Genomic DNA, 20,159 nt, shown 5'->3' on the forward strand with positions numbered 1-20,159 from the left:
CCATCCGACACGTTTCGACACCCGGCGGGTGCGATACTGGCCGCCGCCATGAGCCCGCCCACCATTCCCGCCGCGCCCAAGCCTCTGGAGGCGGCGCCCTTTCGCCCGCTCGACACGGGCTGGCTGCAATGGATCGCCGAGAACCGGCTGCGCCATTGCACGCCCGAATCCATGCTGGTCACCATGACCGACGCAGGCCTGGACCCAGCCGAGTGCGAGCCCGCGATCCGGGCGATGGACAGCGACCCCGCGTTCCTTGCCGCGCGCAAGTTCCAGCAGCTGCAGACCAAGCTCGAATCGGTGATGGCCAACCAGCAGAAGCTGCTGGAGCTGAACCCGCGCTATGGGCAGGTGGAGAAGCGCGGCGACGTGCCGCTGGACGAGTTCGTCGAGAAATACGTGGTGGGCAGCCGCCCGCTGGTGCTCACCGGCGTGGCGCGCGACTGGCCCGCCCTGCAACGCTGGTCGCCCCAGGACCTGCGCGAGCGCTTCGGCCACCTGCAGGTGGAGATCCAGGCCGAGCGCAGCGCGGACCCGAATTACGAGGTCAACAAGCTGGACCACCGGCGCAGCGTGGGCCTGGCGAATTTTGTCGATCAGGTGCTGGCCGGCGGCACCACCAACGACTACTACCTGACCGCCAACAACGAGATGCTGGCGCGGCCCGAATTCGCGCCCATCCTGGCCGACATCGGCAGCCTGCCGGCCTTCTGCGACCCCTCGCAGCTGGCGCGTCGCGCCTCGTTCTGGTTCGGCCCGGCGGGCACGGTCACGCCGCTGCACCACGACACGCTCATGCTGTGCCACACGCAGATCGTGGGGCGCAAGCGCTGGCGCTTCATCTCACCCTTGCAGACGCCGCTGCTCTACAACCACTTCGAGGTCTACAGCCCGATCGATCTGGACCGGCCGGACCTCGCGCGTTATCCGCTGTTCAGCCAGGCCACGGTGCTCGAGGTGATCGTCGAGCCGGGCGAGACGGTGTTCCTGCCCCTGGGCTGGTGGCACCAGGTGACGGCGCTGGACGTGAGCCTGTCGTTCTCGTTCTCCAACCTGGCCCTGCCCAACCACTACAGCTTCCAGAACCCCACCATCACCAACTGGTGAGAGCGGCCGTTCAGGACAGCACCAGCATGCCCGCGGTCGGGTTCTGCAGCAGGGCGTCGAGCGCCTCGATGGGCAGGGGCTTGGCGAACAGGTGGCCCTGGAACTGGTCGCAGCCCTGGTAGGCCAGGAAGTCGCGCTGTTCCTGCGTTTCCACGCCTTCGGCCACCACCTGCAGGCTCAGGCTTTGTGCCAGCGCGATGATGGCGCGCGAGATCGCGGCGTCGTTCGGGTCGGTGAGCACGTCGGCCACGAAGCCCTTGTCGATCTTGAGCTGGTCCAGCGGCAGGCGCTTGAGCACCGAGAGCGAGGAATAGCCGACGCCGAAGTCGTCGAGCGAGAGCGTCACGCCCAAGGCCTTGAGCATGCCCATCTTGTCGATGGTGATCTCCATGCGGTCGGCCAGCAGGCTTTCGGTGAGCTCGAGCTTGAGCTTGTGCGGTCGGATGCCGGTGCGCGTGATCGCGGCCATCACCATGTCCACGAAATCGGGGTGGCGGAACTGGCGCACGCTCACGTTGACCGCGATGCTCAGGTTGGCGGTCTGCGCCCGGTCGGCCCAGGCCGCGAGCTGCTCGCAGGCCTTCTCCAGCACCCACTGGCCCAGCGGCAGGATCAGGCCGGTGTCTTCGGCCACGGGAATGAAATCGGCCGGGAACATCAGGCCGCGCTGCGGGTGCTGCCAGCGCACCAGGGCCTCCACGCCGGTGATCACGCCCACACGGTCCACCTGCGGCTGGTAGTGCACGACGAATTGCTGCTCGCTCAGCGCCACGCGCAGGTCGGAGCTCACGGTGGCGTTGGCGCTCACCGTGGCCTGCATGTTGGGGTCGAAGAAGCACAGCGTGTTGCGGCCCAGCGACTTGGCCTGGTACATCGCCAGGTCGGCCTGCTTGAGCAGCTCGCCCACGTCGCTCTGCTGGCCGTTGAACGAGGTCACGCCGATGCTGGGGGTGGCGAAATGCTGGTGGCCGGTGAGCTGGAAGGGCTCTCGCAGCGTGTTGAGCACCTTCTCGGCCAGGGCGGTGGCCTTGAAGGCGGCGGCATCCGGGTCGGTGCTCAGGTCGTCGACCATCACCACGAACTCGTCGCCGCCCAGGCGCGCGACCATGTCGGTCTTGCGCACGCTCTTGGTCAGGCGCGCGGCCACCTTCTGCAACAGCTGGTCGCCCATGTGGTGGCCCAGCGTGTCGTTGAGGATCTTGAAGTTGTCCAGGTCGATGAACATCAGCGCACCGTGCTGGCCCGAGCGCGCGCTCGCCGCCAGGGCCTGCTGCAGCCGGTCCAGCAGCAGCTGACGGTTGGGCAGATCGGTCAGCGCGTCGTAGAACGCCAGGTGGCGGATCATGTCCTCGGCGGTCTTGCGCTGCGTGATGTCGCGCCCCACCGCCACCCAGTGCGTCACCTCTTCGGCGGTGGCCTGCACCGACACCACCTCGAGCTCCACCCAGAACATGGCGCCGTTCTTGCGGCGCACCATCAGTTCGGTGCGCGCCTGTTGCGTCTGCTGCAGGCCTTGCGCGAGTTCGCGCAGCTTGGGGATGGCCGGGTCGAGTTCGAGCAACATGCGCGGCGTCTGCCCCAGCACCTCGGCGCGGCTGTAGCCGGTGTGCTGCTCGAAGGCGTCGTTCACGAACACGATGCGCGGCTCCTGGTCGTCGCTGCCCGCGCCGGTCTCGGCGATCACCACGATGTCGTTGAGCCGGGACACGCTGGTCTCCAGCAGCATCAGCTGTTCCTGCGAGCGCCGCCGTTCGGTGACGTCGCGGAAGTAGACCGCCAGGCCTTCGGCGAACGGGTAGGCCCGAACCTCCAGCCATTTGCCCAGCGTGGGGAAGAAGTCTTCCAGTTCCACGCGGCGGTTGGTGTTGAGCGATTTCGTGAGCTGGTCTTTCAGGCGCTGCGAGAGGCCGGCGCTGAAACCTTGCCAGACCTCCAGCCCCAGCAGATCGGCGGTGGTCTTCTGCAGCAGCCGTTCGCTCTCCTGGTTGAGGTAGGTAAAGCAGCACTGCCGGTCCAGCGTGACGAAGGCTTCCGTGATGCTGGCCAGGGTGGTGGTCAGGCGCATCGCCAGGCGCAGCGTGTCCTGCTGGGCCTGTTTCTGCGCCGAGATGTCCTGGATCGCACCCTGGATGCGCACGATCTGGCCGTTGGCGCGCCGCACGGCGGTGCCCACGGTGCGCACCCACTTGGGCGCGCCGCCTTCGACCATCACCTGGATCTCCTCGTCGAAGCCTTCGCCGTACTGCGCGCAGCGCTCCAGGCGCTGGCGGATGCCGTTGCGCCACTCGGGGGAGTAGCGCTGCACCATGTCCTCGAGGTTGCGCACCTGCCGGTGATCGGTCAGCCCAAGGATGGTGGCGAACTCGTCCGAGTGCACCACCTCGCGCGTGGAGAGCTGCAACGACCAGCTGCCCGCGCCGGCCGTGTGCTCGGTCAGGTTGAGCCGGCTTTCGCTTTCGCGCAGCACGTTGGCGTTGTACTGCTCGCTTTGTTCGCAGCGGCGCGCCAGCGCCAGCACATCGGCCGCGTGTTGCGACAGCAACTGCAGCAGGGGCGTGCCGATCGCCGGCTGTTCGCGCGGGCTGTGGTCGAGCAGCAGCAGGCCGGACTGTCCCACCGCATCGAACACCGGCAGCCAATGTCCGTGGCGCCAAGGGCTGGCGGCCTCGGGCAGCCAGCGCTCCACATCGGCGCGCTCGCGCAGCAGCGCGGTGCAGGCCTCCAGGGCCCTGGCCGCCTGATCCGGGTCGAGCCCGTGCGAGCCCAGAACTTCGGGCGGTGCGTGAGACAGGTCCACCAGCAGCGCCGCGCCCGTGCCCGCGAGCTGCGTGGCCATCTGGGCCAGGCGATCGAGCTCACCGCGCTGGTGAGGCACGGTCCAGGCGCCGGTGCGCTCCATCGCGGTGTCGGCGACCAAAGGGGGGCGGTTGTCGGATCCAGGGCGCATGGCAAGGGGTTTCGGTGGTCGAGGGTGCAGCATACAGACCGTCTGTCATCTGCCGCACACATGGCGGGCGTAAGGTCGACCCAGGCGTGTGAACTTCCGCACGGCCTCCCCAAATGTGGGGAATTTTTGTAACATAAATGTTAGATTTTGTTGCTTATGTTCTAACATGGCCCCATCGCCGATGCCAAGCCTCCGTTTTCACAACACTTTCGCGCCACCGCATCGCCACCACCGCCGATTTGAACTTTGAGGGAGTTGATTGTGAGCACACTCGCAGAACTCAGGCAATACAGCGACGTCTCCAGCCTGAAATCCGCACTGCACCAGCTGTGCAGTGAGTTCGGGCGCATCACGCGGCTCGACATCCTTACCGCCATGCACGAAGGCACCAAGCAGGCCATCTGCTTCCTGCGCATGGAGCGTCCCGAGCAGGAGCAGGTGCTGATGAAAAGCCTGGGCGTGGGCCGCTTCGGGGGTGAAGTCGTCTTCGTGCTGAACCTCAACGTGCCCGTGACGGCCGAGGACGGTCCTTCGTCCCAGTGGGCCGACTCCGACATCTATTGAAAGCACCCCCCGCGTCGCCTGCGGCGCCACCCCCCTGAAGGGGGGCGACACCTCGGGCCGGCAGAGCCGGACCCTTGGTGTCCCTGGACAGGCAGTCCCTCGCTCCCTCGCTCCCACCTCCCCCTGTCTCCCGATTGACCTCTGCGCGCCCTGGCGCCGCGCAGAATTGGCGCATGAATGCCTTGCGCTCTCCCCTGGCCGCTCAGATCGTTCAATGGCTGGTCGCCCCTGGTGACCCGGTGCGCCAGGGCGATGTGCTGGTGATCCTCGAAGCCATGAAGATGGAGCACGAGCTGCGTGCCGAAGCGCCTGGCCGTGTGCTGGAGCTCTTGTTCGCCCCGGGCGAGTCGGTGCAGCAGGGCGACGTCCTGTTGCGCGCCGAGCCGGTCGCACGCGCCGCCACCCTGCCCACCACCGCACCGCAGGAGACCGCCCAGGCCGGGCCGGCCGCGCTCAGGCCCGACCTGCAGCGCCTGCTCGACCGCCAGGCCCGCACGCTCGACGCGGCCCGGCCCGAGGCGGTGGCGCGCCGCCACGCCCTGGGCCAGCGCACCGCGCGCGAGAACATCGCCGACCTCTGCGACGAGGGCGGCTTCATCGAGTACGGCGCGCTGGCGGTGGCCGCGCAGCGCCAGCGCCGCAGCGAAGACGACCTGATCGCCCACACCCCGGCCGACGGCATGGTGACCGGCATCGGTTCCGTCAATGCCGCCCAATACGGCGCCGAGCGGTCGCGCACCGCGGTGATGGCCTACGACGCCACGGTGCTGGCGGGCACGCAGGGCATGCGCAACCACCAGAAGACCGATCGGCTGCTGGGCCTTGCGCTGGCGCAGCGCCTGCCGGTGGTGCTGTTTGCGGAAGGCGGTGGTGGGCGACCGGGCGACACCGACATGCCCATCGTCGCCGGCCTGCATGTGGGCACCTTCGCCGCGTTCGCGCGCCTCTCGGGCCAGGTGCCGGTGCTGGGCATCGTCAGTGGCCGCTGTTTTGCGGGCAACGCCGCCTTGCTGGGCTGCTGCGACGTGGTGATCGCCACCCGGGGCAGCAACATCGGCATGGGCGGCCCGGCCATGGTGGAGGGGGCGGGCTGGGCGTGTTCCGGCCCGAGCAGATCGGCCCGAGCCCGGTGCAGCACGCCAATGGCGTGATCGACGTGCTGGTGGACGACGAAGCGCAGGCGGTGGCGGTGGCCCGCCAATACCTGTCGTTCTTCCAGGGCCCGGTCGACGGCGGATGTGCACCCGATGCCCGGGCCCTGCGCGACGTGGTGCCGGAGAACCGGCTGCGTGTGTACGACACCCAGGCGGCGATGACAGGGCTGGTCGATGTCGGCAGCCTGCTGCCGCTGCGCACCGGCTTCGGCGTGGGCATCCACACCGCGCTGGCGCGCATCGAAGGGCGCGCGGTGGGCCTGATGGCCAACAACCCGCTGCACCTGGGCGGTGCGATCGACGCCGACGCCGCCGACAAGGCCGCGCGGTTCATGCAGCTGTGCAACGCACACGGCCTGCCCATCGTGAGCCTAGTCGATACGCCGGGCTTCATGGTCGGGCCGGACATCGAAGCGCGGGCGCAGGTGCGGCACGTCAGCCGCCTGTTCGTGGTGGCGGCGGACCTGCGTGTGCCCTTCTTCAGCGTCGTGCTGCGCAAGGGCTACGGCCTGGGCGCCATGGGCATGACGGCCGGTGGGTTCCATTCGCCGGCCTTCACCGTGGCCTGGCCCACGGCCGAATTCGGCGCCATGGGGCTGGAAGGCGCCGTGCGCCTGGGCTATCGCAAGGAGCTCGAAGCGGAGCCGGAGGGGCCGCAGCGCGATGCCTTGTTCGACCGGCTGCTGGCGCAGCAGTACGCCAATGGCTCGGCGGTGCAGATGGCGACCACGCTCGAGATCGATGCCGTGATCGACCCGGCGCTCACGCGCGACTGGCTGGTCAGGGGACTGGCGGGGGCGAAGGTGTCAGAGCCCCGCCCGGGGCGATTCATCGACACCTGGTGAGGCCCGAGGAGGGCCCCGGGTTCATCAGATCAGGTCGCCGAAACCGGTGGTGCGCACGCCCGCGCTGGGCAGTTGCGGCGCGGTCTGGTTGATGTTGATCCAGAACTCGCACACGTGCTTCATCGCGCTGAGGAACTGCGAGAACTCAGTGGGCTTGGCGATGTAGGCGTTGGTGCCCGCGTCGTAGGCGCGCAGCAGGTCGCTCGGCTCGGTGGAGGAGGTCAGCACCACCACGGGGATGTGGTGCAGGTTGTCCGAGCCCTTGATTTCCCGGAGCACGCCGATGCCATCCAGCAGGGGCATCTTCAGGTCCAGCAGCACCAGCATGGGGTTGCTGCCCGAGCGGTTGGTGAAACTGTTGCGGCGGTGCAGGTAGTCCAGGGCCTGCATGCCATCCGAGACGTGCGTCACCCGCCCGTCCAGCCCATGGCGCGCCAAGGCCAGCTTGGTCAGCTCGGCATCGTCGGGATTGTCTTCAACGAGAAGGATGGCGTCGGCGTTTTTGCTCATGGTTCCAGGGCGGCCGGCATGGAGTCGGGAGGAGACTCGAACCCATGGGCGCCTTCAAAAGGTAGCGAAAAATAGAACACACTGCCCTCTCCGAGCTGGCTTTCAGCCCAGATGGTGCCGCCGTGTCGCTCAATGATGCGCCGCGTCAGTGCCAGGCCGATGCCAGTGCCTTCAAACTCCGAGGCGCGATGCAGGCGTTGGAAAACGCCAAACAGCTTCTGGGCGTATTTTGTGTCAAAACCCACGCCATTGTCACGAACAAAGAAGGTATAGCCGACAACAGGGTCCATGCTCCAACCCACCTCGATGCGCGTTCTTTCACGCGGACGGGTGTATTTGTAGGCATTGCCCAACAGGTTGGCCCAGACCTCGCGCAGCAGCAGGGCGTCGCCCTGCACCACGGGCAGGTCGGGCGCCACCACCCAGTCGACCACCCGGCCTTCGGTGTCGTGCCCGATCTGGCCGACCACCGCATCCACCAGCAGGGTGAAGTCCACCGCCGTGAGGTTCACGGCCGAACGCCCCAGGCGCGAGAACGCGAGCAGGCCGTCGATGAGCTGGCTCATGTGCCGGGCTGAATTGCCGATCGTGCTCAGGTAGCGGGCGCTCACCTCGTCGCATTGGCCACCGAGGTGTTCCTCCAGCAGGCTGACGAAACTCGAGATGTGGCGCAGGGGCGACCGCAGGTCGTGCGAGACCGAGTACGAGAACGACTCCAGGTCCTTGTTGGCGGCGAGCAGCTGTTCGGTGCGCTCGACCACCCGGTTCTCCAGCTCGTCGTTGATGTTGCGCATCAGGTCGTCGAGCCGCTTGGCGTCGGTCATGTCCCGGTTGACCTTGGCGAAGCCCTTGAGTTCGCCGCTGTCGTCGCGCAGGGCAATGAGCACCGAGTGCGACCAGTACTGCGAGCCGTCCTTGCGGGTGTGCCAGTTGTGCAGCTCGTGCTGCCCACGTGAGGCCGCCAGGCGCAGCATCTGCATGGCGCTGACCTTGCCATGGTCCGGGTTGACCGGATCGAACAGCACGCCGTAGTGGCGGCCCAGCATCTGCGTGGGCGAATAGCCGTCCATGCGCTGGGCGCTGTCGGTCCAGTCGGTGATGATGCCGTCGGCATCCATGAAGAAGATGCAGTAGTCGCGCAGGTTGTCCACCATGAGGCGGAAACGCTGTTCGCTCTCCAGCAGTTCCAGCGAGCGCTCGCTGATGCGTTGCTCCAGTTCCTCGTTGAGGTGGACGACGCGCTCTTCGATGCGTTTGCGGTCGGTGATGTCGATGATCTGCACGAACAGGCCCTGCACCTTGCCTTCGTCATTGAAGTCGGGCAGGTAGCTCGCGCTCACGAAGATCTGCTGGCCATCGATGGTGGGGCGCCAGGTCTCGAAGTGGTGGGGCTGGCCGGCCAGCGCCATCCGCATGCGAGGCTCGATGTCGGCCCAGACGTCGGGTTTCACGCATTCACCGATGTGCCGCCCGATGATGTACTGGGGGTCCATGCCATAGACGCGCAGGTGCTCGGCATTGGCGAACCGGAAATGCAGGCCCGCATCGAGGTAGGCGATCAGGCCCGGCACGTGGTCGGTGATGGTCTGAAGGAAGCGCTGGTTGTCGCGCAGCGCCATCTCGGCCGCCTTGCGCAGCGTGATGTCCACCACCGTGGTGTTGCTGCGCAGGAAGCGGCCGTCGGCATCGCGCACGGCGGACGACGAGAGCAGGGCGTGGAAGGTGCTGCCGTCGCGGCGGCGCATCTCGTACTCCACGGCCTCCAAGGCATCGTCCTTCAGGATCTTCTGCATGCGGTGCTCCAGCAGATCCGTGTGCCGCGGCGCCATCATGTCGCGGAAGGCCATCTTGCCCACCACCTCGTCGCGGCGGTAGCCCAGCCAGTCGAGCTCGGTGTCGTTGATGGACACGTAGATGCCGTTGACGTCGAGCGAGTGGTAGCCGCAGGGCGCGTTGTTGTAGAGGTCCTGCGACTGCCGCAGTGCGCTGTTGAGCTGGCCATTGGCCTGGCGCACCAGGTCTTCCGACGCCTTGCGCTGGGAGAGGTCGATCATCTGGATGATGATTCCCTGCACCTGACCCGCATGCCAGTACGGTGTGTATTCGATGCCGGCGTAGAAGCTGTGCCCATCAGGGAAGGCTCGTTTGCCTTCGAAGCGCTGGATTTCGCCGGACAGCGCGGCGGCCAGGTTCAGGCGCGAGGCCTCGAAATCCTGGGGCCGTGCGATCTGGCTCAGGTGCATGCCGATCAGCTGCTCGGTATCGCCCTGCACCCAGCGCGCGTAGCTGGCGTTGGCGAAGCGGCAGATCAGGTCGCGGTCGAAGAACGCCAGCTGCACCGGCACGCTGTTGGTGATGGCCTGCAGGAAATTGCGCTGTCCCGCGAGGGCGTTCTCGGCGCCCTTGCGTTCGGTGATGTCCACCAGGGTGTTGTTGGTGCGGACGAAACGGCCGTGCTCGTCGACGACCGCGGTGCTGCTGAGCAGGGCCAGGAAGGTGCTGCCGTCGCGGCGGCGGATCGGGAACTCGGCGGCCTCCAGTTTTTCGCCGCGCGTCATGCGCGCCAGGCGCTCGCCGACCAGGTGCTGGTGCTCGGGCGGCACGATGTCGTGGAAGCGCAGCTTGCCGACCACCTCGTCGCGCTCGTAGCCCAGCCAGTCCAGCGCGGTGCGGTTGATCAGCACGAACACGCCGTCGGCGTCCACCGAGTGGTAGCCGCAGGGGGCCTGGTTGTAGAGGGCCTGGGCATCGCGCAGGGCCTGGTGGATGCGCTCCTTGGCGTCGGCCAGTTCGTCGGTGCGTTGCCGCACGCGGGCTTCCAGCTCGACGTTGAAGCGCTGGATCTCTTCCTGCTGCTGGTGCAGCGCGGTGATGTCGCGCGAGACGGCCAGCACCATCACGGGCCGGTTCTGCGCATCGCAGATGGGGGTGACCACCGTGTCCCACCACTTGGGTGTGCCCTTGAAGGTGTTGCCGAACGCCACGAAGCGCGCGCTCTTGCCCTGGCGTGCGCTCTCCAGGGCTTCGCGCGAGAGCAAGGCCCCGTCGTCCGGCCACCAGGTGACCCATTCGCTGTTGCGCACCTGTTCGAAATCGTCCACCTCGACCAGGCGGCAGCCCTGGGCCGTCATCTGCACCACGCGGCCTTGCAGATCGAGCACCTTGGTGCAGTCGGGGCTGCTGGAGATGATCTGGCGGTTCAGCTCGTCCTTGATGCGCGCGTCGGCTTCCAGCGTGCGCATGGGCGTGATGTCCTGCATGAAACCGAGCTGGCTGACGACGGCGCCGTTGGCATCGCGCAAGGGTGCGTTGCGCACCAGCACATGGACCACCTCGTTGCCCGGGCGCACCAGGCGGAACTCCACGCTGAGCGTTTCGGCCTCGGAGATCGCCCGAAACCAGTGCTGCTGCACGCGTTCCAGGTCGTCGGGGTGCACGCGGCTGAACCAGCCGAAGTTGGGGAAGTCCTGCTTCTTCAGCGCGAAGATCGCCTGCAGCTGCTCGTCCACGTGGGTCAGCACGCCCGCGTGGTCGGTGCGAAAGACGCCGATGGGAAAGACGCTGGCCAGGGCCGAGAACAGCGCTTCGTATTCGATCTGCGCGGTGTGCGGAGCCCGGTCCCAGGCGGCCGCTTCCAGCGCGGTTTCCAGAGGCAGTGGCAGGTTGGCCTGGCGCTTCAGGTCGGTGCTGTCGGGCTGGCCGCTGAGCCGCTGCGCGTAGCTGCGGCGCAGGTGCTCGTTCTCCGCTCGCAGGGTTTCCAGCTCCAGAAGCAACGCACGCTCACGCTCCACAGCCGAGCGTTCGGTTCTGTGGCTGTCAACGCGTTTGTCCTCCGAGGGAAAAAGGGTGCTCATCCGGCACAACTGTACCCCAGGGCCCTCTTTCTCCAGCGTGATATTTGACAGCTAGAAACGCGGTAGCTCAGGGTGCGCCAAAGCCCCCGCGCGCACCAGCATCCGACCGTATTCAGCACAACGTTGCAGGGTCGGGATGACCTTGCCCGGATTCAGTAGCCCATTGGTATCAAAGGCCCGTTTGACGGCGAACATCTGTGCATTTTCCTCGGCGGAGAACTGGACGCACATGCTGTTGAGCTTTTCCACGCCCACGCCATGCTCGCCGGTGACCGTGCCGCCCATGGCGACGCTGGTCTCCAGGATCTCGGCACCGAACAGCTCGCAGCGGTGCAACTGGTCGGCGTCGTTGGCGTCGAACAGGATCAGCGGGTGCAGGTTGCCGTCGCCCGCATGGAACACGTTGGCGCAGCGCAGCCCGTGCTTCTTCTCCATCTCGGCGATGGCCAGCAGGATGTCGGCCAGGCGCTTGCGTGGAATGGTCGAGTCCATGCACATGTAGTCGGGGCTGATGCGCCCGCTCGCCGGGAACGCGTTCTTGCGCCCGCTCCAGAAACGCAGGCGCTCGGCTTCGTCGCGGCTGACGGCGATGGCGGTGGCGCCGCATTGGCGCAGCACCGCGCTCATGCGGCCGATCTCTTCTTCCACCTCCTCCGGCGTGCCGTCGCTCTCGCACAGCAGGATGGCTTCGGCGCTCAGGTCGTAGCCCGCGTGCACGAAGTCCTCCACCGCCGCGGTCATGGGCTTGTCCATCATTTCGAGGCCGGCCGGGATGATGCCGGCCGCGATCACCGAGGCCACCGCGTCGCCGGCCTTTCGGATGTCGTCGAAGCTGGCCATGATGCAGCGCGCCAGCAGCGGCTTGGGCACCAGCCTGACCGTGACCTCGGTGGTGACGGCCAACATGCCTTCGCTGCCGATCACCAGGGGCAGCAGGTCCAGGCCGGGTGCGTCGAGCGCATCACCCCCGAAGGTGACGGGCTCACCCTCGACGGTGAAGCCGCGCACGGCCAGCACGTTGTGCAGGGTCAGGCCGTACTTGAGGCAGTGCACACCACCCGAGTTCTCCGCCACGTTGCCGCCGATGGTGCAGGCGATCTGGCTGCTGGGGTCGGGGGCGTAGTACAGGCCCTGCGGGGCGGCGGCTTCGGAGATCGCGAGGTTGCGCACGCCCGCCTGCACGACCGCGGTGCGCGAGCGCGGATCGATGCGCACGATGCGGTTGAACTTGGCCAGCGACAGCGTGACGCCCAGCGCGTGCGGCATGGCACCGCCCGAGAGCCCCGTGCCCGCGCCGCGCGCCACCACCGGCACGCCCAGGCCGTGGCAGGCCTTGAGCACGGCCGCGACCTGGCCCTCGGTCTCGGGAAGCACCACCACCAGCGGGCGCTCGCGGTACGCGGTCAGGCCATCGCATTCGTAGGGCACCGTGTCCTCGGCCTGCCAGAGCAGTGCGTGCGCCGGCACCACGGCCTGCAGCGCGCGCACCACGTCGGCCTGCCGTTGCGCGCGTTGCAGGGAAGTGTTTTCGGCGGGGCGGGCGGGTGCGTTCATGTGGGGCCGGTGCGGGTCGGATCAAGGGCCGCTCCAGTCTAGGCCAAAGCTTGCGTGCCGGATTGAAGAAACTTGCAGCGCTTTGTGAACGCTTCGGCGGGCGGTGACGAAGGGCCCTTGAAATCGGCGGGCGGTGGCATCAAGTTGTGTTCACCGCAGGACGCCTGTCGCGCCCTGGAACCTCACCATCCATCAGGAGTTTCTTGCCATGAACAGCCTCATTGCCCGCCGTGGTTTTTTCGACGACTTCTTCAACGACGTCGCCCCCGCCTTCTACGTCAAGCCGCTGCACGGCGACGGCCTGCCGGCGCAGATCCGCGTCGATGTGAAAGAGACGCCCGAGGCCTACACCCTGCAGGCCGAAGTGCCCGGCGTGTCCAAGGACGACATCCACGTCAACGTCGACGGCAAGCTGGTGACCCTGCGCGCCGAGATCAAGCAGCAGGACAGCCAGACCGAAGGCGGCAAGCTGCTGCGCAGCGAACGTTACTACGGTGCCGTCTCGCGCAGCTTCCAGTTGCCGGTCGACGTGGACAACAGCGCCGCGAAAGCGAAGTACGAGAACGGTGTGCTGCAGCTCACGCTGCCGAAGAAGACCGCCGCCGCGGCCCAGCGCCTGGCGATCGAATAAACCCGCGATCCGCCTGCGGGCTCTTCAGTTCACGCTTTTCTTGAGCCACTCGGCGAACGCCGCGCATTCCCACCGCTCCATCGCACCGGCCTGCCAGCACAGGTAGTGCGCATGGGGCGATGGGATGTTGCGTTCCGAGATGCGTTCCAGCGAGCCGTTCTCGATCCAGGGCGCGCCCAGCTTGAGGCGCACCAGGGCGACGCCCAGGCCTTGCGCCGCGGCATCGCACATCAGCCCGATGTCGTTGAACGACGAGCCCTCGACCGGCTCGGGCCAGTCGAGTTCGTGCGCCGCGAACCAGGTGCGCCAGGGTTCGAGCGGGCTGCGCAACAGGGCGGCGCGCTGCAGGTCTTCCACCGTGTCGAACGGGCCGTTCTCGCGGATGTAGGCGGGAGACGCCAGCGGCGTCACTTCGTCTTTGAGCAGGCAGATGTGCTCCACGTCGGCGTAGCGGCCGGTGCCGTAGCGCACCGTGAGGTCGGCGTCCTCGGCGACCACGTCCAGCAGCGGGATCGAGACCTGCAGCGTCAGGTCGATCTCCGGGTAGGCCTCGGTGAACTGGCGCAGGCGCGGCATCAGGATCGAGCGCGCGAAGGTCGGTGTGACGGCCAGCTTGAGCTTGCGTTTGCCCGGCGCCGTGTTGCCGCCCGGAAAACGCTGCAGGATGCCCAGGCCTTCGCGCACGTGGGCCAGGTATTCGCTGCCCTCGGTGGTGAGCGAGAAATCGGCGCGGCCGAACAGCTTGGTGCCCAGGATCTGCTCCAGCTGGCGCACGCGGTGGCTCACCGCGCTGGGCGTCACGTTCAGTTCCTCCCCCGTCTGCGTCACGCTGCGCAGGCGCGCCAGCGCCTCGAAAGTCAGGAGGCACTGGATGGGAGGAATCCGGATGCTCATGGCGCCCCCACGCTCCACCGCTGACGCGTGGTCTCGTTCACTTGAACACCACGGTCTTGTGGCCGTTGAGCAGCACGCGGTGTTCGCTGTGCCATTTCACGGCGCGCGCCAGCACCTGGCTTTCGGTGTCGCGGCCGCGCGCGGTGAGGTCTTCCACCGCGTCGGTGTGGTCCACCCGGGCCACGTCCTGCTCGATGATGGGGCCTTCGTCGAGGTCGGCTGTCACGTAGTGGGCGGTGGCCCCGATCAGCTTCACGCCCCGGTCGTGCGCCTGGTAGTAGGGCTTGGCGCCCTTGAAGCTGGGCAGGAAGCTGTGGTGGATGTTGATGGCCTTGCCCGAGAGTTCGCGGCACAGGTCGTTGCTGAGCACCTGCATGTAGCGCGCCAGCACCACCAGCTCGGCGCCTTCGTTCTGGATGATCTCCAGCTGCTTGGCCTCGGCTTGCGGCTTGGTGGCGGCGGTCACCGGGATGTGGTGGAAGGGCACGTTGTAGCTGGCCGCGAGCTGGTAGAAGTCGCGGTGGTTGCTGATGATGGCGCGGATGTCCAGCGGCAGCAGGCCGCTCTTCCAGCGGAACATCAGGTCGTTGAGGCAGTGGCCTTCCTTGCTGACGAAGATGACGGTGCGCACCGGCTCGGCCAGCGGGTGCAGGCTCCACTGCATGGCGAACGGTTCGGCGAACAGCTTCAGGTGCAGGCGCAGGTCGTCCTGGGTGAGCTGGCCGCAGGCGAACTGCACGCGCATGAAGAACAGGCCGGTGGCATGGTCGTTGTACTGCGCGGCTTCTTCGATGTTGCCCCCGTGCTCCAGCAGGAAGCCGGAAACGGCGTGCACGATGCCCGGGCGGTCCGAGCAGGACAGGGTAAGAACGTAGGTGTGATTCATGGCGTGCGAATTGTCGCAGCAAGGCGCGGTGGGCCTGGCCGAACCCGGCGCAATGGAGCCCCTGGAGGCGGGAGGCGGTGACAAAATGCCGCTTCCCCGTCCTTTTGCCGCAGGAGACGCCCGCATGGCCTACAACGATTTCCGCATGGACAACCAGTGGTTGCCCTTCACGCCCAACCGCAGTTTCCAGAAAGACCCCCGGGTCTTCGTGGCGGCCGACGGCATGTACTTCACGACGCACGACGGCCGCCAGGTCATCGACGGCATTTCCAGCCTGTGGTGCGTGGGCGCCGGCCACAACCGCAAGCCGATCAACGAAGCCATCAAGCAGCAGCTGGACACGCTGGACTACAGCACCGCCTTCAGCGTCAGCAACGACAAGGCCTTTCGCGCCGCCGAGATGATCGCCGCCATGGCGCCGGGAGACCTGAACAAGGTGCTGTTCTGCAACTCCGGCAGCGAGGCCGCCGACACCTCGATGAAGGTGGCGCTGGCCTACCACCGCGCGCGCGGCGAAGGCCACCGCAACATCTTCATCGGCCGCGAGCGCGGTTACCACGGCGTGGGCTTTGGCGGCATGAGCGTGGGCGGCATCCCGGCCAACCGCAAGGTCTACGGCGCCGCCCTGCTGCCGCGCGTGGACCACCTGCGCTTCATCCACGACCCGGTCAAGCACGCCTACGTGCACAACACCGAACCGGTGTGGGACGAAGACCTGCTGCTGGAGCTGGAGAACCGCATCCTGCCGCTGCACGACCCCAGCAACGTGGCGGCCGTGATCGTCGAGCCCGTCGCCGGCAGCGCGGGCTGGTACGTGCCGCCGCAGGGTTACCTCAAGCGCCTGCGGGAGATCTGCGACAAGCACGGCATCCTGCTGATCTTCGACGAGGTGATCACCGGTTTCGGCCGCCTGGGCACGGCTTTCGCGTCGGACTACTACGGCGTGCAGCCCGACATGCTGAATTTCGCCAAGGCCGTGACCAACGGCGTGTTCCCGCTGGGCGGCGTGGTCTGCACCGACCGCATCTACAACGCCATGATGGGCGCGCACGGCAGCGCGCCGGACCACGCCATCGAGTTCTTCCATGGCTACACCTACTCGGGCCATCCGGTGGCCTGCGCGGCGGCCATCGCCACGCTGGACCTGTTCCGCGAGGAAAACCTGTTCGCCCGCGCGGGCGAGATGGGGCCGGTGCTGGGCGACGCGATGCACAGCGCGCTCAAGGGCCTGCCGCATGTGATCGGCATCCGCAGCCTCGGGCTGGCGGCCGCCGTGGAACTCGCGCCGCAACCGGGCCTGCCCGGCAAGCGCGCGTTCGACGTGTTCATGGACTGCTACCACCGGGGCGTGCTGGTGCGCAACGCGGGCGACAACCTGGTGTTCGCGCCGCCCTACATCGTCGATCGCGCGCAGATCGAGACCATGGTGGGCACGCTGGCCGACGCGATCAAAAGGCTGGGGTAACCCCCCTGCGCCGCTGGCGCGGCTTCCCCCCGGTGGGGGGACGGCACCTGGGGCCGGCGGAGCCGGACCCTCGGTGCCCCTGGGCTTAGCGCACCGGCATGCGCTGCTTCAATTCGGCGCAGTGGTCGCGCGGGGGCAGCGCGGGGGTCTGCCACACCGCGTCGGCTGGCGGTGCGCTGGCGTCCTTGGTGGTGCCGGCCTGCGCCATCACCACCTTGTGGCCCACGGACGCGGGCAGGTGCAGGGGCACGCCGAGGTCTTCGCGCACATGGCCGTTGCCGGCCACCAGCAGCACCGTCTTGCCTGGGATGAGGGCCTGCGCGGCCGTCTGCGCCATCGACCGGTCGCGCGCGAGCTGGATGCGCGTCATGGGCGCGATCTGGCTCTCGGGCAGCAGGCCGCAATGGCTCTCGCGGATGCCGTCGCGCTGGCGCTGCAGCACGCTCTCGCTCACCAGGCCGTCCAGCTCGGCCTGACCCATGGTGCTGCGCATCTGCGCGCGCGGCAGGTTGCCGCCGATCACGGGCACGCCGCTGCGCACGGCGGCCATCACCACCGGGCCGTACACCGGCCAGGGCCAGCCGCTCTGCTCGGTCCAGCCCAGGGCCTCGCGCACGCGCGCCTCGTCGGCGTCGCTGGGCAGGCCTTGCGTGCTGCGCCCCTGTTCGATCATTTCCATCACGACCGCGCCTAGCTGGTCGCGCCGGGCCAGGGCCAGCACCACGTCGCGCTGCAGGGCTTGGTGCTCGGCGGCGTCGTGTTGCTCGCCGAGCAGCAACACCGGCGCGGGCAGCACGCGGTCGAGCAGGGCCGGCACGGTGGTGGGTGGGCGGTGCGCGCAGGCCGCGAGCAAGGACAGGCCCAGGGCGAGGGCGACAGCGGTTCGACAGGTCATGCGTGGATACTAAGCGCACCCGACGCCCCCTCACCTTCCCTTTCCGCGTGTCCTTTCTGCCTGCCTGGCGGCCCGCTTCGTGGCCGCGCGTCTGCCTCACCCTGACGATCGCCCTGGCCGCCGCCTTGCTGTGCCGCTGGCTGCACACGCCCATCCCCTGGATGATCGGTCCGCTGCTGGCGACCGCGCTGGTGTCGGTGCTGGGCATGCGCACCGAGAGCTGGACGCCTTTGCGCAACAGCGGGCAGTGGGTGATCGGCACCGCGCTGGGCCTGTACTTCACGCCGGCCGTGGGCGCGCTCGTGGCCAGCCTCTGGTGGGCCATCGCGCTCGGCATCGCCTGGGCATTGGCCCTGGGCCTGGGTTTTGCAGCCTGGCTGCGCTGGCTGCACGCGGGGCATCTGGTGGCCTTGACGCCCGCGGAGCTGCGCTGCACCACCTATTTCGCTGGCGCGATCGGCGGCGCGTCCGAGATGACGCTGATCGCCGAGCGCCAGGGCGCGCGCACCGATCTGGTGGCGGCCGCGCACAGCCTGCGGGTGCTGCTGGTGACGGTCACCATTCCGTTTGCCCTGCAGTTCGGGGGCGTGAGCGGGCTCGACACCGGGGCGCAAGGCGTGCGGGACGTGCAAGCCCTGGGGCTGCTGGCGCTGGCCGGGCTCACGCTGCTGGGCGCGCTGGCCATGCAGCGCCTGGGCCGCGCCAACCCCTGGTTCATGGGCGCGCTGGTGGTCACCATGGTGGTGACCTTGAGCGGCCACACCCTGTCGGCCATCCCGCAGAGCCTGTCGAACGCGGCGCAGTTGGTGATCGGTGTGAGCCTGGGTGTGCGTTTCACGCCCACTTTCGTGCACACGGCGCCGCGCTGGTTGGCGTCGGTGGCTTTCGCCACGCTGGTGATGATGGGCCTGTGCGCCGGTTTCGGCTGGGTGCTGGCGCAGCTGACGGGCTTGCACCCGGTCACGCTGCTGCTGGGCACCGCGCCCGGCGGCATTGCCGAGATGGCCATCACCGCCAAGGTGCTGCAGCTGGGCGTGCCGGTGGTGACGGCGTTCCAGGTCTGCCGGCTGGTGGCGGTGCTGGTGCTGGCCGAGCCGCTGTACCGCTGGCGCCACGGCCCGACATGAAAAAGGCCGCTGGGGTGCAGCGGCCTTTTTTCAGAGGAAGCGCGTTCGTTCAGTGCATGACCACGGGCATCTGGGCCAGCGTGGCATAGCCCTCGAGCGTGTCTTCCACCTCTTCCTGGGACGGCGTGCTCTGCTGCCAGGCGGTGATCTGGAGCTGGAACATCTCGGCCCAGGAGCCGTCGAGGTACACCTCTTTGCCCGAGCGCTTGTCCACGATCTCGAAACCGTGGCGGGGAATCTGCGGGCCGTCGGCCACTTCGTTGTCGCCCTCGACGGGCGCATTGGCCAGGATGTGGACCACAGCGAAGGCATCCGAGTCGTAAAGCATGTGCATGACTGAAATCCTTGAATAGAAAAAATCTGCGTTCCTGACAACCTTATATCGGCAAATACGCGCCGATTTATAGGTCAGATGCAGCTTTACGTGGCGACGTTCCCCCGGACTTCAAGATGCGTGTCTTTTTTGGCACAGATGGGTGTTTGTCCTACAGGTGCTTGCCTTACGGCATCTGGCTGAGTTGCTGATCGGCCACATCGCCATTCGACTGTTTCACCCGCAGGCGCACGGGCAGGTGGTGCAGGCTGGGCGCGAGCCACATTTCGACCGTGCTGTCGAATTCCTTGCGCGGCTGGCGCACCAGGTGGCGCACCTTGAATTCGCCCGCTGGCAGCGAAATCGTCGATTCTTCGCCCACGTCGAAGCGCCAGACGGGGGCGTCGCCCGTGCCGGCCACCTGCATGTCCACCGTCTGGCCGGTGGTGTAGGCCTGCGGGTGGGCCTGCAGCAGGCTGGCGAGCTGCAGGAACAGGCTCAGGCGGTCCTGCGCCCCCGGCTGCAGCGGTGCTTCGGGCGCGTTGCTGCTGAAGCGGATGCGCTGTTGCGCCGCATCGAAATGGGCGGCTTTCTCGCTGCGGCTCTTGTCGGCGAAGCGCTCGGGCATCAGACCGTTGGGGCCGACGTGGCCGATGCTGGTCTGCGAGCGGCTGCCCAGCAGCAGCACGCGCATCTCCATGCGGGCCTCGTAGCGGCCGTCGGCCACGGCCCAGTCCAGCGTGCCCTGGGCCTTGTAGCCGATGCCCTTGACGTTGCCGGTCACGTCGTAGTGCAGGCGGGTGCTGGGCGGCGGCGTGGCGGGTGGCAGGGCGACGGGGGCGCTGGGTTTGCCGTCGGTTGCTGCCGACGGCGTGGTGCCGGTGGGCTCGCTGGTTGGGGGTGTTTCGGGCGTGGCAGGAGGCGCCGCCACCGCTTCTGCCGGCGCTTCGGGTGCCGGCGCCGGAGGTTCGCTCACGGCCACTTCCTGCGAAGCGATGGCCGGCGTCTCAGTCGGCGCGAGGGCGACGGCCTCGGCGGGTTCGGGCGCTGCCTGGGCCACGGCGATGGGTTCGGGAACCGGGGCGGGGCGGGCCGTGGGCGCCGCCTTCGGAACAGGCTTGGGCCGGGGCGCGGGTTCGGGGCGCGGCGCGGGCGCCGGGGCGGCGGGCACGATCCAGCGCACGGTGCTCACCTGCGCCGGCTGCGGGCGCGCTGCCGGGTTGGAGGCGGTGGCGGGCGGTTCGGCGTTCGCGGCGGATGCCCTGGCGCCGGTGGCCGGGGGCGCTGGCGCCCGGGCGGTGTCGGGCAGCTGAAGCGTGATGCCGCCGGCGAGCAGGACCAGGTGCAGGCCCAGCACCAGCGCCACCAGCGCGGCGAGCACCGACCCGCGTGGCGAGGCAGAAGGTGACAAGG

The 20,159-nt window shown here is 67.9% G+C and carries 14 protein-coding genes and 1 pseudogene; 6 read left to right on the plus strand and 9 right to left on the minus strand.

The annotated features are described in order from the left end of the window. Nucleotides 1-48 precede the first annotated feature (48 nt). On the plus strand, nucleotides 49-1,107 hold the full coding sequence (locus ABSY19_RS16500) for a cupin-like domain-containing protein (RefSeq protein WP_382153525.1): 1,059 nt from the start codon (nucleotides 49-51) through the stop codon (nucleotides 1,105-1,107). Nucleotides 1,108-1,117: 10 nt separating this feature from the next. Here the strand turns inward: ABSY19_RS16500 and ABSY19_RS16505 are convergent, their stop codons facing one another. Then, on the minus strand, nucleotides 1,118-4,054 hold the full coding sequence (locus ABSY19_RS16505; RefSeq protein ID WP_382153528.1) for an EAL domain-containing protein: 2,937 nt from the start codon (nucleotides 4,052-4,054) through the stop codon (nucleotides 1,118-1,120). A 261-nt stretch (nucleotides 4,055-4,315) separates the two neighbouring features. Here ABSY19_RS16505 and ABSY19_RS16510 point away from each other — a divergent pair, with 261 nt between their 5' ends. Together ABSY19_RS16510 and ABSY19_RS16515 are read left to right on the plus strand one after the other, a co-directional pair. After that, complete coding sequence (locus tag ABSY19_RS16510) at nucleotides 4,316-4,618, plus strand: RNA-binding protein (protein WP_291121781.1); 303 nt, start codon at nucleotides 4,316-4,318, stop codon at nucleotides 4,616-4,618. Between the two features lie 182 nt (nucleotides 4,619-4,800). Next, nucleotides 4,801-6,617 (plus strand): annotated as a pseudogene (locus ABSY19_RS16515) (carboxyl transferase domain-containing protein). A 24-nt stretch (nucleotides 6,618-6,641) separates the two neighbouring features. Here the strand turns inward: ABSY19_RS16515 and ABSY19_RS16520 are convergent. The 3 genes from ABSY19_RS16520 to ABSY19_RS16530 form a co-directional block, all read right to left on the minus strand. Then, nucleotides 6,642-7,127 carry a response regulator gene (locus ABSY19_RS16520; protein WP_382153531.1) on the minus strand — a complete coding sequence of 162 codons (486 nt, stop codon included), beginning with the start codon at nucleotides 7,125-7,127 and terminating at the stop codon, nucleotides 6,642-6,644. Next, complete coding sequence (locus ABSY19_RS16525; RefSeq protein ID WP_382153534.1) at nucleotides 7,124-10,900, minus strand: PAS domain S-box protein; 3,777 nt, start codon at nucleotides 10,898-10,900, stop codon at nucleotides 7,124-7,126. Before ABSY19_RS16525 ends, ABSY19_RS16520 begins: the two co-directional genes overlap by 4 nt. A 132-nt stretch (nucleotides 10,901-11,032) precedes the next feature. Beyond that, the gene (locus ABSY19_RS16530; RefSeq protein ID WP_382153537.1) at nucleotides 11,033-12,535 is read right to left on the minus strand and encodes an FAD-linked oxidase C-terminal domain-containing protein; all 1,503 of its coding nucleotides are present in this window, start codon (nucleotides 12,533-12,535) and stop codon (nucleotides 11,033-11,035) included. Nucleotides 12,536-12,743: 208 nt separating this feature from the next. On the opposite strand from ABSY19_RS16530, the gene ABSY19_RS16535 reads away from it, so the two are divergent. Further along, entirely contained in the window at nucleotides 12,744-13,166 is a 423-nt protein-coding gene (locus ABSY19_RS16535; protein WP_382153540.1) for an Hsp20/alpha crystallin family protein, read from the plus strand. Between the two features lie 24 nt (nucleotides 13,167-13,190). Here ABSY19_RS16535 and ABSY19_RS16540 read toward each other — a convergent pair whose 3' ends face one another. Both ABSY19_RS16540 and purU read right to left on the minus strand, forming a co-directional pair. Beyond that, on the minus strand, nucleotides 13,191-14,060 hold the full coding sequence (locus tag ABSY19_RS16540; RefSeq protein ID WP_382153543.1) for a LysR substrate-binding domain-containing protein: 870 nt from the start codon (nucleotides 14,058-14,060) through the stop codon (nucleotides 13,191-13,193). Nucleotides 14,061-14,097: 37 nt separating this feature from the next. Further along, nucleotides 14,098-14,946, minus strand: a complete 849-nt coding sequence (purU, locus tag ABSY19_RS16545; protein ID WP_382153546.1) for a formyltetrahydrofolate deformylase — start codon at nucleotides 14,944-14,946, stop codon at nucleotides 14,098-14,100. Between the two features lie 124 nt (nucleotides 14,947-15,070). Here purU and ABSY19_RS16550 point away from each other — a divergent pair, with 124 nt between their 5' ends. Then, nucleotides 15,071-16,411, plus strand: a complete 1,341-nt coding sequence (locus tag ABSY19_RS16550; protein ID WP_382153549.1) for an aminotransferase class III-fold pyridoxal phosphate-dependent enzyme — start codon at nucleotides 15,071-15,073, stop codon at nucleotides 16,409-16,411. An 85-nt stretch (nucleotides 16,412-16,496) separates the two neighbouring features. On the opposite strand, the gene ABSY19_RS16555 is transcribed toward ABSY19_RS16550, so the two are convergent. Beyond that, nucleotides 16,497-17,306 (minus strand): ChaN family lipoprotein, encoded by an 810-nt coding sequence (locus ABSY19_RS16555; RefSeq protein WP_382153552.1) that lies wholly within the window; start codon nucleotides 17,304-17,306, stop codon nucleotides 16,497-16,499. Between the two features lie 56 nt (nucleotides 17,307-17,362). On the opposite strand from ABSY19_RS16555, the gene ABSY19_RS16560 reads away from it, so the two are divergent. Next, nucleotides 17,363-18,433 (plus strand): AbrB family transcriptional regulator, encoded by a 1,071-nt coding sequence (locus tag ABSY19_RS16560; protein ID WP_382163837.1) that lies wholly within the window; start codon nucleotides 17,363-17,365, stop codon nucleotides 18,431-18,433. Nucleotides 18,434-18,482: 49 nt separating this feature from the next. Here the strand turns inward: ABSY19_RS16560 and ABSY19_RS16565 are convergent, their stop codons facing one another. Continuing rightward, entirely contained in the window at nucleotides 18,483-18,767 is a 285-nt protein-coding gene (locus tag ABSY19_RS16565) for a DUF3567 domain-containing protein (RefSeq protein ID WP_382153555.1), read from the minus strand. A gap of 166 nt (nucleotides 18,768-18,933) precedes the next feature. Beyond that, nucleotides 18,934-20,157 (minus strand): DUF3108 domain-containing protein, encoded by a 1,224-nt coding sequence (locus ABSY19_RS16570; protein WP_382153558.1) that lies wholly within the window; start codon nucleotides 20,155-20,157, stop codon nucleotides 18,934-18,936. Between the last annotated feature and the right edge of the window lie 2 nt (nucleotides 20,158-20,159).

The sequence above is a fragment of the Hydrogenophaga sp. ANAO-22 genome (assembly GCF_042466645.1).
Taxonomy (GTDB): Bacteria; Pseudomonadota; Gammaproteobacteria; order Burkholderiales; family Burkholderiaceae_C; genus Hydrogenophaga.